This is a genomic window from Sutcliffiella rhizosphaerae (assembly GCF_917563925.1).
GTDB classification, from domain to species: domain Bacteria; phylum Bacillota; class Bacilli; order Bacillales; family Bacillaceae_I; genus Sutcliffiella_A; species Sutcliffiella_A rhizosphaerae.
Window position 1 is genome coordinate 1 of sequence record NZ_CAKJTJ010000008.1, and the last position, 13,785, is coordinate 13,785.

11 protein-coding genes are annotated in these 13,785 nt (G+C 39.1%); 5 read left to right on the forward strand and 6 right to left on the reverse strand.

All coding sequences use genetic code 11. The features are described from left to right. Window positions 1-127: 127 nt before the first annotated feature. The 6 genes from galT to LRP81_RS09345 all read right to left on the reverse strand — a co-directional run bounded on the left by galT (window position 128) and on the right by LRP81_RS09345 (window position 8,369). The gene (galT, locus tag LRP81_RS09320; protein ID WP_230501003.1) at window positions 128-1,648 is read right to left on the reverse strand and encodes a UDP-glucose--hexose-1-phosphate uridylyltransferase; all 1,521 of its coding nucleotides are present in this window, start codon (window positions 1,646-1,648) and stop codon (window positions 128-130) included. Window positions 1,649-1,672: 24 nt separating this feature from the next. Next, window positions 1,673-2,848: a galactokinase gene (locus LRP81_RS09325; RefSeq protein WP_230501004.1), complete on the reverse strand. Its 1,176-nt coding sequence runs from the start codon at window positions 2,846-2,848 to the stop codon at window positions 1,673-1,675. A gap of 16 nt (window positions 2,849-2,864) precedes the next feature. Then, on the reverse strand, window positions 2,865-4,277 hold the full coding sequence (locus tag LRP81_RS09330) for a glycoside hydrolase family 43 protein (RefSeq protein ID WP_230501005.1): 1,413 nt from the start codon (window positions 4,275-4,277) through the stop codon (window positions 2,865-2,867). A 1-nt stretch (window position 4,278) separates the two neighbouring features. Further along, complete coding sequence (locus LRP81_RS09335) at window positions 4,279-6,051, reverse strand: glycoside hydrolase family 2 protein (RefSeq protein ID WP_230501006.1); 1,773 nt, start codon at window positions 6,049-6,051, stop codon at window positions 4,279-4,281. Window positions 6,052-6,065: 14 nt separating this feature from the next. Then, window positions 6,066-7,172 carry a M24 family metallopeptidase gene (locus LRP81_RS09340; protein WP_230501007.1) on the reverse strand — a complete coding sequence of 369 codons (1,107 nt, stop codon included), beginning with the start codon at window positions 7,170-7,172 and terminating at the stop codon, window positions 6,066-6,068. A 159-nt stretch (window positions 7,173-7,331) separates the two neighbouring features. Next, on the reverse strand, window positions 7,332-8,369 hold the full coding sequence (locus tag LRP81_RS09345; RefSeq protein ID WP_230501008.1) for a family 43 glycosylhydrolase: 1,038 nt from the start codon (window positions 8,367-8,369) through the stop codon (window positions 7,332-7,334). Window positions 8,370-8,707: 338 nt separating this feature from the next. On the opposite strand from LRP81_RS09345, the gene LRP81_RS09350 reads away from it, so the two are divergent. The 5 genes from LRP81_RS09350 to LRP81_RS09370 all read left to right on the forward strand — a co-directional run bounded on the left by LRP81_RS09350 (window position 8,708) and on the right by LRP81_RS09370 (window position 13,735). Further along, window positions 8,708-9,964 carry an ABC transporter substrate-binding protein gene (locus LRP81_RS09350; protein ID WP_230501009.1) on the forward strand — a complete coding sequence of 419 codons (1,257 nt, stop codon included), beginning with the start codon at window positions 8,708-8,710 and terminating at the stop codon, window positions 9,962-9,964. 88 nt (window positions 9,965-10,052) lie between these two features. Then, the gene (locus tag LRP81_RS09355; RefSeq protein WP_230501010.1) at window positions 10,053-10,982 is read left to right on the forward strand and encodes a carbohydrate ABC transporter permease; all 930 of its coding nucleotides are present in this window, start codon (window positions 10,053-10,055) and stop codon (window positions 10,980-10,982) included. Window positions 10,983-10,996: 14 nt separating this feature from the next. After that, a complete protein-coding gene (locus tag LRP81_RS09360; RefSeq protein ID WP_230501011.1) occupies window positions 10,997-11,830 on the forward strand; it encodes a carbohydrate ABC transporter permease in 834 nt (277 codons plus the stop codon). A 6-nt stretch (window positions 11,831-11,836) separates the two neighbouring features. Continuing rightward, window positions 11,837-12,499: a DUF624 domain-containing protein gene (locus tag LRP81_RS09365; RefSeq protein WP_230501012.1), complete on the forward strand. Its 663-nt coding sequence runs from the start codon at window positions 11,837-11,839 to the stop codon at window positions 12,497-12,499. 30 nt (window positions 12,500-12,529) lie between these two features. Further along, a complete protein-coding gene (locus LRP81_RS09370) occupies window positions 12,530-13,735 on the forward strand; it encodes an ROK family transcriptional regulator (RefSeq protein WP_230501013.1) in 1,206 nt (401 codons plus the stop codon). Window positions 13,736-13,785: the final 50 nt, after the last annotated feature.

Here is a 13,785-nt window from a genome sequence, read left to right on the forward strand (position 1 = left end):
ACCGCTAGTGTAATCTAAAAAATAAAAGCATATTTTTATACTAAAAAACCGAACATATTTGATCAATCACTCAAATAAGTTCGGTTTTGTCTTAGGCTAAAACATTTTTGTCCCAGCCCCACTATTATTATTGAAAGGATTCAACAAACCGCTTAAAAGCTTCTTTCCCTTTGTTATCTCGTTTAAAAACTCCCGCATGTTCTAATATATTTTCGAATACATGCCCTACTTCTTCTCTTAGTATTTTATTAGCATTTTCCTGGTTGAAATGTTGATGTTTTTCCACTAAGTGCTTTGCCCACTCCAAATGTTTTTGAACTAATGGATCAACAGCAATTTTCTCAAGGCTGTTTTCTTCTAGTAACAACTTCTCAAGCTGGTTCAATTCATCTTTCAGTCGGCCAGGGAGGACAGCTAGCCCCATTACTTCAATTAGCCCGATATTTTCCTTTTTGATATGATGTACTTCTTCGTGAGGATGGAAAATCCCCATCGGATGCTCCTCATTTGTCCGGTTATTGCGTAGTACAAGATCTAATTCATACAACTCCCCAGCTCTTCTCGCTATAGGTGTGATGGTATTATGAGGGGTGTCTCCAGTAAAAGCAATAATTTCTACACGTTCATCACGATAGGATTTCCAGGCTTGAAAAATTACATCAGCTGCTTCTACTACCTCTTCCTTCACCATTCCTTGGAGGCGAATCACAGACATTGGCCAACGTACGATTCCTGCTTTTACATTTGGAAAGTTAGAAATCGAAAATAAGTCCTCCACTTCTGCTTTTGCCATCGGGAAGTCATAATAACCACCTTGAAAATGATCATGGCTGAGAATGGAACCTCCAACTATCGGAAGATCGGCATTGGAGCCGATAAAGTAATGTGGCAGTTTTTCAGTAAGTTCTAATAGACGCTTAAAAGTCATTTTTGATATTTTCATCGGTTCATGTTGGTCTTTGAAAAGAATGGCATGTTCCTGATAATAGACATAAGGGGAAAATTGAAGGTGCCATCTTTCATTAGCTATCTCAAAAGGAATTGTACGTAAAGTTTGGCGGGCAGGGTGGTTGATTCTCCCTTTATAGCCAACGTTTTCTTTACATAGTAAGCAAATTGGATAGTCTTTTTGCGGCATGTTTCGTGCAGCTGCTATAGCTGCAGGATCTTTTTCGGGTTTGGAAAGGTTAATCGTAATCTCCAAGTCTCCGTAATCAGTTTTTGTATGCCATTGCTTATTCTTCGCAATTCGATCTCTCCGAATATAATGAGAGTCCTTTGCCAGTTGATAGAAATACTCGGTAGCTTCAATTGGACTTTGTTGCATATAATATTCAAAGAATTTTTTGTTCACCTCAGAAGGACGTGGAACAAAGTGTCCCATTATTTCAGTGTCGAGTAAATCTCGATAGGTTACAGAGTCTACTTCCAATCTACCATTGTCGGATGCCCAATCAAGGATTTTTTCTAATATGGGCACTAGTGAATGGACATGCTCCGTTTCTATTTTTACAGGCAGATAATCTTCCAACTTTAAAGATTCCAACAAGGCATTTCGCGTGAAATCTACATCGGTTTGTAAAATCAAGTTCTTTTGAAGTCCATATTGGATGAGCAAGTCAATCTGTTGATAGATGTTAATGGTCATTGCTATTACACTCCTTTTTTGAAGTCAGATTTCCACCAGCTCCCTAGCTCCATCTCCTATGTCAACAATGTAAAAATCTGCATGTAAACCGGTAGATTCTTTGTATGCTATCTTCACATTTTCCATAAAAGCCTCTAGATGTTCCGTTTCTATAAGGGAGACTATACACCCACCAAAGCCTGCTCCTGTCATTCTGGCGCCAAGTACACCTTCCTGGTTCCAAGCTGCAGCCACTAACGAGTCCAATTCATGACCAGTCACCTCATAATCATCTCGAAGTGAAATGTGTGATGCATTCATCAATGCTCCGAAACCTTTCATATCACCATTTTGAAGCAAGTTTACCGCCTGTATGGTTCTTGCATTTTCATAGACAGCATGTTTTGCCCGCTTCCGTATTACCTCATTCGGTATTTTTCCTTTTACTTCCTCAAATTGATTTGGAGTAAGGTCACCCAACGTGTTTACAGGCAGATGGGCTTGAATTATTTTTAAAGCCTTTTCACATTCACTTCTTCTTTCATTGTATTTAGAATCAGCAAGTCCTCTTCTTTTATTTGTATTTCCTATTACAAGGGATACATTATCTAATGGGAGCTGGCTGTATCTGTATTGAAGAGTGTTGCAATCTAGAAGGATAGCATGGTTTTCCTTTCCCATCGCTATCGCAAACTGGTCCATGATTCCACAGTTCACGTTCATGAAATCGTTCTCTGCTTTTTGACTAATTAATGCCATGTCCACTTCATCTATTGATAATTCAAAGAGACCTTTTAAAAGGACGGAAGTCACAAGTTCAATTGAGGCAGAAGAAGAAAGGCCAGCACCATTCGGAATATTACCATAAAATAAAACGTCTAATCCCTTCTCTATTCGATAGCCGCTTTGCTTGAACTCATGTATGACACCTTTAGGGTAGTTCGCCCAATCATCTTCCTTTTTATATTTAAGGTCATCTATCGTGAATGAAATAATGCCACGGTCAGGAAAATTAGTAGAGTGAAGTTTTACAAGCCGATCTTCTCGCAATCTGACAATCGCATACGTACCGATGCTTAACGCACAAGGAAATACATGGCCTCCATTATAATCTGTGTGCTCCCCAATCAGATTTACGCGACCAGGGGCGAAAAAGTGACGGATTGCGCTCTCTCCGCCACCAAATATTTTCTGAAATTCATGTTGAAGTGTATTAATCATCTTCATCCATCTCCTCTTATAAACGAGTAAGAATAGTTCCCTGTTGCTGATAGTACTGACTTTCACCATTATTGATAAATCTCATCGTTCCTGTTTCTTTAAATGGCACGGGAACATCCATTACCAATACATGATCTAGATAAAAATGAATCCTGGTTTCCTCTTTTCTTACATTAATAAAATGGTAGGCAGAAAGATCATAGTTTCTAGGGAGAGTATACGCAAAATCGTCCATTTTTCTTTTCCCATTTAGCTCAGCACTTATTACTTGTTTCTGTTGATCAAAAAACCAAACGACTTTTTCCTGTTCCGTGACTTCGTAGGAAAGGAATGGAAGTTCACCTAAATCTGTATCAGTAAAGCATATATTCGTTTCAAAGTGAAAAGCTGGAAATGTCTCTTTAGCCAATTTCACATTTAATTCGGTAGTTTCTTTGATAAGACGTCCATCCATACTCGGAGGATTTGGAAGCGGAAGTGCTTCTTTGACCGGTGGCTCGAGCCAGATGTGGGCATCTTCCCACTTAAAACGACCGACCCTAACCCTTCTTTCGCCTATATTTTCATCAGGCTCATAGCCATGATAAACAATATAATCGTCCACACCATTTGGTCCCTTTACCACCACATGATGACCCGGTCCGTGACAAGCATCATTTGTCTTTAGAATTGGTTGTCCCCCATTCCATTTCTTCCAGCTCTTATCTTCCATGGCGTTTTTCCCCATCGGTGTAGTGGAGGTAGCATAGTACACTCCGTATGTGTCGTCTCCAAAAAAGCCTGCACTGTACATCTGATAGTAAATTCCATCTTTCTTTAAAACAAACGGCCCTTCATTCCAAAAGAAAGAGTGCTCTTTATTTCCTTCCCATAAATGTTCGGGGGCTACAACCATCGTCGGATTCCCGCTCAAGTTTTCTAAATCTGTCATCTTGTCTACGACATTACCTGTACCTATTACATCATTTGGACCTCTCGTAAATGAATTTCGCACATTGTAGAACAGATAATAGCTGCCGTCATCATCCTTAAAAGGGTGGGCATCTATGGACCATTCATCTGTCAGTGGTTCTTTGGCAAGAGTAAAGGGACCAGTAGGATTATTACTTTTTGCAACTCCAATTCTTCTAATTTCATCATTTCCAAATCCTGCTTCATTTTTGACAGCACCAGTTACATACATATAAAAAGTTCCGTTTTCATGAATAATTTCCGGTGCCCAAAGGTCGATCTGTGCCCAGTGGTTAGGATCATCGGAAGCATGCAAGGCAATCCCTGCAGCTTCCCAATATATTAGATCCGCGGATACGTAAACCCTAATTTCCCTTGGCCCTGTATGATATAAATAATATTTTCCATTATATCGAAGTACTGCAGGATCTCCATGATCTAGTCCTTTGATCGAAATAACCGGATTTTGGTAAGTCATCTTACACTTCCTCTCCTGTTAAATTATCAACGGATTTCCCTTCGTTAATCTTTTTAATGATTTTCAGATCAATTTTGGGCTTTCGGTCATAGGTTAAGAGTCCGTTAATTTCCTGTTCGACATCTGTCAGTTGCGTATAACAGAAGCCCTGTACTAATGGAGACTCTAACATAGCCGACACTACAGCTTCATAACGTTTTGCAAAATCCTTGTCATCCGTTGCTCCGGAATAGCCCCAACCTTCCCAATCACTTTTTTTATAAGCAATGCCACCAAACTCAGTAACTTGGATGGGAACATGATCATATTGGAATCCAGGTACATAAATAAGTCGATTTCCAGGTGTTGAGTTCATAATGGACTCAACTGATTGATAACGATTTTTCAATATTTCTTTACTGCTTTCATAGTCGTGAATCGTGCAAATATCGGATTTAGTGTGTTCCCAACCATCATTGGAAATAACTAATCTAGTAGAATCGAGCGATTTGGTTAAATAATATAGAGCTAGTGTGTGATCCTGCTGTCTTTTGTCGGCTAAAAGCTTAGGAACACCCCAGCTTTCATTAATTGGTACCCACGCAACGATAGAAGGGTGATTATAATCACGCTCAATCGCTTTTTGCCATTCATCTGTAATCCGCCGGACCGCATTATCTGTGTACGTGTAGCTGTTTGCCATCTCTCCCCAAACTAAGAGACCAAGCTTATCTGTCCAGTAAAGATAGCGTGGATCTTCCATTTTTTGATGTTTTCTAGCACCGTTAAAACCCATCTCCTTCGTTAGCTCTACATCCTTTCGGATAGAATCGTCAGAAGGTGGGGTCAACAATCCATCTGGGAAATAGCCTTGATCCAGGATTAATTTCATGTAATATGGGCGATTATTCAGCATGATAATACCATTTTCCACTGATATTTTCCGCATTCCAAAATAGCTTTTCACTTCATCCATAATTGTTTCTTCTTCTTTTAATCGAAACACTATATCATAAAGGTTCGGGTGTTCAGGACTCCAAAGGCGACCTTCATCATGAACGTGAAAATCACTCAAGAATATAGAACGGGACCCATTATTTTTCCATAGTTTAATAGTGTCAGTAGCCACTAACTTTCCTTGAAAGGAAATCTCTACTTCCATTGTTTGATTGCTTGATCCACCGCATACCACATATTGCAATTGAATCTCATCTTTATCTATATCCGGAGTCATTTTTACTTTTTCAATATAGGAAGTAGATACTGCCTCTACCCAGACTGTTTGCCAAATTCCAGTTGTTCTTGTATAAAAAATCCCTTCAGACTTTTCCTTCCAATATTGCTTTCCGCGTGGCTGATCTAGCTCCTCTGTCATATCCTCCACTCTGACAGTCACTTCATTCGTTCCTAATTGAATTTGTTCTGTCACCTCAAACTGAAAAGGCACATGACCACCTTCATGGATACCAACATATTTGCCGTTAACCCAAACAGAAGAACGATAATCCACAGCCCCAAAATGTAAGATGAGTCGCTTTCCTTTCCAATCCATAGGAATATCAAAGGAACGCTTATACCAGACCAAATCGTGAAAATCTGTTTCGTTTATCCCACTCCGTTCACTTTGATAACAGAAAGGGACCGTAATTTCTTTGGAAAAATCCTTCTCAAGGTACCAGTTTTCCTCTAGGCCCTTATTGTTGTCATCATAATCAAAATGCCATTGTCCATTTAAATTAAGCCAGTCTTTACGAATAAATTGAGGTCTTGGATATTCTGCTCTTGGAATTGTCATCGAATAAATCTCCTTTAGTCTTGTATTAGTATATCAGGGCGTAAATAAACCCTTCCTTCATGCTCTATTTCTATATAGGTCCAGTTCCCGGTATGCGTGAGAAATTTGTTATCTTCTGATTCTATTAATATCGTATCTTCTGATTTAACACCCCTTATTGCAGGGTTCCATGCATATGCTTGATTTACAAGTATCTCCTCTTCACTATTCATGGTAGCCAAAAACTCTCTTGACGCATATCCTGTCAGTCCTCCTTGATGAAGAAGACGCCAATCTTCTGGATACCCAGCCTCAGCATATGCGTTCACTGCTTTTTGAAAAATATCTTTTACCTTCCTGCCTGGCCTTGTCGCTACATTCATTTGGACATCAATAAGTGCTAGCTTCTTTCGATTAATTAGTAGTTCCTCAGGAAGTGATCCAAAATGAACAAAACGTGTCACGTTGGCAACCAGCCCTCCCTTTTCGGCACAAAGGACGAGCATCGCATATTTTTTAAGCTTTTTTCCAGTTGGGATTGGATGACGGTATTGATAAATCCGGTCATCTGTTGCTATTAGGATTACTTGTGGGTTAACGCCTGCCTTCATACACGCGGCTGCTACAAGAGAACTAATTTCATATTCGCTCATTCCTGGAAGTATCTTTCTTGCGACACCTTCCAATGTTTCTGCTGAAAATTTACATAACCATTCGTAACGTTCTTTTTCGCTTATGGATAATTGACTTCTTAATTGTATTAACGCAGAAGAGACATCCTCCATTCCTGGAAAATATGAGTCCGCTACAATTGCCTTTCCTTTACTGAGCTTTTCAATTATTTGGTGGGTACTCTCATACCACTCACATTCAACAAGCTCAAAACCGAGATTCACTAGTTCTTCTTCCATCAACCTTCTTGATTCCATTTTCACGGTAATACAATATTTTTTATCATCTAAAAGTAGAATGTCAGCTACTCCAAATTCTGTTGTCTGCACAATATGGTTCACTTTTCCTTCGGTTATCCACGAAAAATTATTACGCCTTCGGAATAGAATTCCATCATGCCCCTTTTCTCGTAGCCATATCCTCACTTTTTGTTCCGGCGAAACAGTAATATCTTCAAAAATTTTCGTCATAGGGTGGCTCCTCCTTTACGGGTAATATTATTCTCATTTTTAAGTTTATTAATTAATTTTACTAACTTGTAATCATACTACTGTACAAAGAAACCGTTTTCAAGAATTTTCTTATACAACCTAAAGTTCTTTGCTACTAAACCTTATCGATAGCACCAATTACTGCCCAGTTATTGGTCCTTCCAATTCTCCTTCGCCTGGCTGTTGATCAGCAATTGTAGGCCAACCATCCTCCCAAACAATTTTATCAATCATCAGCGGACGCCTTGTTGTTCCGCTTCCTATCCACGGCATCTCTTTATCTACGGCATGATAAATGATCCAATCCTGACCCGCATCATCTGCCACTATTGCATTATGACCAGGCCCGACAAATCGTTCTCCGCCCTCCAAGACTAATGTGCCACTAGAATTTACGATGTCCTTGCCGTCTTTATCATAAAATGGGCCTCTAACAGATTCTCCTTTGCCGACAGCAACACGATACGTACTCCATTGACCTTCACAGCATGAGCCCTGAGAGCCAAAGAAATAATACAAGCCGTCCCGTTTTATCATATACGCAGCTTCAAAATCCTTACTCGCTATTTGGAATTTCTCTCCGATATATGATAGTCCATCCTCTGCTAATTCAATTCCCCAAATACCATGCCAGCTTCCCCAAAATAAATATGGAGTACCGTCATCATCTACAAAGGCTTGAGCATCTATCGAATTGTTTACCCCTATTTCCTTACTGTCAAAGAGTTTACCTTTATCTTCAAAAGGACCTTCTGGCACATCGGATACTGCCACCCCTATTGCCGGATTAGCATCTCCCCAAGTGGACTGTGAATAGTACATATAATATTTTCCGTTAAAAAATGATACATCTGGAGCCCATATCCCTCCGTCTTCTTTCCAATTTGGCTTTTCCAAAAATGCTTCCCCTACATACTCCCAATCAACCAGGTTTTCGGATCGTACAATGGGTACTATTCTAGACCCCATTCCATCCCCCCAATTATCCTCTGTACCATAGACATAAAAAAAGCCGTCTTCCCCTTTTACGATGGAAGGATCAGCAATGACAGGTTCAAAAACTGGATTCTGATAAACTGGTCCCTTTTCCCGAAATATATCTCCCATAAACAAGTAACCAATTACACTTAATAATAAAACTGCAGATAAAATTAATCCTAGCCACCCTTTTTTCACCAAATTTACCTCTCCCCTTTTTTATAAAATAATTTAATTAACTTACATAATAACTAGAAAAAAGGCGAGTTTGGAGAATTTTTTTGATTTTTTCTATTTTTTTGTTTTAAACCGATTAAATCAGCAATTTAGCTATTTACAAAATAAATATTTAAATTTTCACACTAATTTTCTATTGCTAGTTTAAAATGTATGCGTTATCATAAATGGCAAGAAAGTTAAATAAATTAATAAACTAAAAGGATTGCAGAGTAATATTGTAAGGGCTTTCTTTTAAGAACTAGGGAACACGGATGTAGTTCATCCTTCCATACATTAAAACTATAGGGGGTAACATGATGAAAGGGTTAAAGGTAATGCTTCTATTGCTTCTATGTTCTACTCTTATTTTTGCAGGCTGCAGCAATGAGACAAAAGGCGGAGGAAATGGCGGCGAAATAACACTGGAATTCTGGAACGGATTCACTGGGCCGGATGGGGAAGATATCGGGAAAATTATTAATGAATTTAACGAAGAGCATAAAGGGGAAATCAAAATCAATACCCAAACGATGCCTTGGGGTAATTTCTATGATCAATATAGAACTGTTGTAACCAATGGAGAAGCTCCGGACATTGCCATTATGCATCTTGATTCCATTGCTGGTTACGCACGGTATGATCTATTAACTCCTCTTGATGACCTAGCGAGCGATATGGGTCTGAATGAAGGAGATTTTATTGAAGAGGTTTGGAATGCAGGAGTTTTTGAAGATCACCGGTACGGAATACCTTTAGATGTTCATCCACTAACATTATTCTATAATGTTGATTTATTGGAAGAAGCAGGCTTCAGTGAGCCACCAAAAACATATGATGAATTGCTCGAAATGTCCCTTGCAGTACAAGAAAAAACAGATTCTTGGGGAATTGCAATGCCTGTATTCTGGCCAAGTAATATGATTTTCTATACATCCTTAATGTCACATGGTGGTCAATCTGTAAGTGAGGATGGACTCACACCACTTTACAATTCGCCTGAGGGTGAAGAAGCGTTACAAAAAATGGTAGACTTAGTATATAAACATAAAGTTTCTCCTGCTGATGTACAGGCAGATGGGGAAGTTACCCTCTTCCGTCAAGGAAAAAGCGCCTTCCATCTTAACGGAATATGGATGATTGCCGGTTTTGAAGAACAAGATGGGTTAAACTTTGCCACTGCTCCTGTACCAGCTTTTGGTGATCAAGAAGCGGTATGGGCGGGTTCTCATAACTTTGTTTTACCAGCGCAAAAAGATGCTGATCCAAAAAGACATGAGGCTGCGATGAAATTCATTAAGTATGTATCTGAGAATAGCTTACAATGGGCAAAAGCGGGCCAAGTACCTGCCAAGCATTCTGTTTTGGAAAGTGATGAATTTAAAGCATTGGAACATCAATATAAAGCATCACAACAAAACTTTATCTTCCCACCTGCTACTCCATTTTACGGTGATGCATGGGGACCAACTGGACCGGCTGTAGATGAAGCAATGTTAAATCAACTTTCTCCTAAAGATGCATTGGAACGAGCTGCAAAAGAAGGGGAAGCGAACGCGAAAGATGCTGCTCAGTAATAATTCATTCAGATAAGGAGGGATTCCCCTCCTTATCTTATTAAAATTTAATGTTACTAATAGATCGTGTAGTGGGAGTGGAATGCAGATGAAGACACTGGAAATAAAGCAAAATCCGCCTTCCCGTAAAGGAAAGGATTGGAGAAGTAGAATAACCCCTCTATTATTTATAGGTCCCCATCTTTTCTTTTTTATCATATTTCTTGCCTATCCAACTTTGAATGGACTATATATTAGTTTCCACGATTGGAATTTCTTCACAGATATGAAGTTTGCTGGACTCCAAAATTATGCAAACATTCTCTGGAATTCAGATAGTCTATATTATGATTATTTCTGGTCCGCTTTTAGAGCAACACTAGTATTCGTCGTGTTATCCGTACCATTTTTAGTCATTATTCCATTATTATTGGCGATCGCCATCAATACCAGGCCTCCTGGGCACAATTTCTTCAGGGCTTTATTTTATGCACCAAGTTTATTTTCTGTTGTAACAGTCGTGTTAATTTGGATATGGCTACTAGATACAAATGCAGGTCTTATCAATTATTACCTTGGACAGCTTGGACTTGATAACATTCCCTGGCTGACACGTACTCCGTGGGTCTGGATATCGCTTGTTATCATGACAATCTGGTGGACAATCGGTACTAATATGATTCTTTTCCTTGCTGCATTAGGGGAAATCCCTGACCATTTGTATGAGGCAGCAAAAATAGATGGAGCAAATAAATTACAACAATTTTTCCACGTTACCTTACCTGGACTAAGAGGGCCGATGGCATTTGTCTTGATTATCACCACACTTGCTTCCTTTAATGTCATGGCCCAGCCACAGCTTGCAACTGGTGGTGGACCTGGATATGAAACAAGAGTATTGATTTTATACATTTATGAAGTCGGATTTACAGGTGGGAACCCCCGTGCCGGTCTTGCAGCGGCAATGTCTGTCATTCTTGGGCTGATTTTACTTGCCATTAGTATCATTCAATTCAAGATAATGACGAAAGAAAAGTAGAGGAGGGAAAATAAGTGGCTTTAAAAGATAATTCATCTAAAAGATTCAGTTTGTTATTCTTATCTTTCATGGCTTTGTTTTGGATCATCCCTTTTTTATGGGTTATTTCCACTTCACTGAAACCAGAGAGCCAAGCAATATCCTGGCCTATTAAATGGATACCAGAAACATTTACATTCGATAACTTTACTTCTGTATTTGCAAGACAGGACGTTCCCATTTTAAGATGGTTCTGGAATAGTTTTATTATCGCAACCATTCATACTGGCTTAATGTTACTATTTAACTCCATGTCTGCGTTCGCTTTTGCACGGTTAAAGTTTAAAGGCCGAGACTTACTTTTCTGGACATTCATGGGAACGATGATGATCCCTCCTGTCATGAACCTGGTCCCATTGTATGGCCTAGTTAGTTCACTTGGATGGGTAAACAATTACGCAGCCATGATCTTCCCTGGACTTGCTAGTGTTTTTGGAATCTTTCTTTTACGACAATTCTTTATCGGAATTCCTGCAGAACTGGAAGAAGCTGCAAGAATGGATGGAGCATCTACTTTTACAATCTATTGGAGAATCATCCTACCATTAGCAAAGCCCGCCCTAATTGTTCTTGCTCTCTTTACCTTTATGGGGAACTGGAATGATTATTTATGGCCACTGATTGTTACTTCAAGTGCAGACATGCGAACATTACCTGTTGGTCTCGCCATCATGCAAGGACAGTTCAATATTCAATTTGCAAAATTGATGGCCGCAACCATTTTCTCTGCTCTTCCAGTGATCATTCTGTTCATTTTTGCACAGCGATTCTTAGTTAAAGGAATTGCTCTATCCGGAATTAAAGGGTGAAGATATATGAGGGATGCATGGATAGTTTTCAACCGTTCTATATATGAAGGATATCAAATGCTTGGGACCATTATTAAATTCACCATTTTATGGTGGATTTGTATGATACCCTTATTCACATTTGGCCCGGCTACGGCTGGGCTGTTTGCTATTATACAAAAAAGCAAAACCGGAGCTTCTGTCTCGATACAAGATTATTTTCATTTTATGAAAAAATTCTTTCATATCGGAATTCGACTCTCTGGATTGTATTTATTTGTCATGATTCCAGGTATAGCCTATATCATTCTATTGTTTTCACAAGGGGAAATACTATCAAATATTTTTGGAATCCTTCTTATGTATATACTTATATTATGGAATCTAGTTATTTTCTACACGTTTCCCTTACTCATTATTCAAAAGACGGATGACATTCTGATCTTGTTAAAAAGGGCGTTAAAGCTAGTTACTGAGAATTATTCGTTCACTTTAAATATTGCACTTTATGCAATCATTACAACACTGATTTGCAGTGTATTGGCTATCCTCTTAGTAGCATGGATCGGGTTACTTGCAATTATTTCCCTTAACTCTCTTTCCTTTTTATTGCATAAATATCACCCAGAGGATTACCAATTTGAGTATAATGTAAGTTGGAAAGGTGTATTAAAACCGTGGACGAAATAAATGAAATTATTATAGAATTGAGGATCCGTTATGTCGTTTATCCCGAAAACAGGTAGCTTTGAAGGAATGAAATCCCTAAACAAATCCGCCATTATGAATATCATTCGTACTCAAGGACCTATTTCTAGAGCTGATATTGCAAAACTAACGAAGCTGACACCTCCAACAGTAGGAAGCATAGTAGCTGAGTTGCACCAGGCAAATTTTATAAAAGAAGAAACTGGAGCAGCAAAATCTCAAGGTGGCAGAAAGCCCATTATGCTAAGTCTGGATACTTCTAATTATTTCATCATTGGCTTATATGGTGCAGCCGAAGTAATCACAACGGTTGTATCTAATCTTGATGGTGAAATCATTTATAGTCATAATCAAGAAGTTTTCACTTCGCCTTCTCAAGAAGAATTTCTAACCATGCTGAAGGAATGTATTCAATCTACATTGAGAACAAATAGTTTGCAATATTCTTCGATTGTAGGTATTGGCGTTGCCATGCATGGGCTAGTTGATCCAGAGGAGGGCATCGCTCTTTTCGCACCACATTTAAATCTGACCCAAATTCCAATCAAAGAATCACTCGAGGATACCTTCTCCATACCTGTCCTTGTGGAAAACGACGTAAGGGCCCTAACATTGGCAGAAAGTTGGTACGGGAAAGGAAAAGATGTTTCCGATTTCATCTGCATTAGCGTAGGCCGTGGGATTGGATCCGGGATTGTTCTAAATCACAAAATATATACTGGCAAATACAATAGTGCTGGCGAAATAGGTCACACGATAGTGGATGTAAATGGTCCGAGATGTAAATGTGGCAACTATGGTTGCCTGGAAGCTTTCTCATCAGAATCCGCCATACTGGAAAAATTAAAACGCGGTATTCGTTTCGGAAGGGAGACCATTCTCTCTGAAACCAATCTTAGTATTGATTCCGTTTTTCAAGCAGCAGAGAAAGGCGACAGTCTTGCCCAGGAAGCTTTGGAAGAATCAGGACGTTATTTGGGACTTGCTATTGCCAATCTTATAAATATATTTACACCCTCTAAAGTCATCTTGGAAGGAAAGCTATTTGAAGCAGGAGATCTAATTTTAGCACCTATAAGAGCTATGGTAGATAGGAGTACCCTCAAAAGTTCACCTGGTTCAGAGGCAATTGAACCTTCTGATCTTGGTAAAAAAGGGATGGCAATCGGGGCATGTACTTTGGTGTTAAGAAGTATCTTTAAGCCTGGTGGATTCTAGTAACAAAATGAAAGGCTGACCTTCGTTGAATGGTGGGCTTTTTCTTTTCC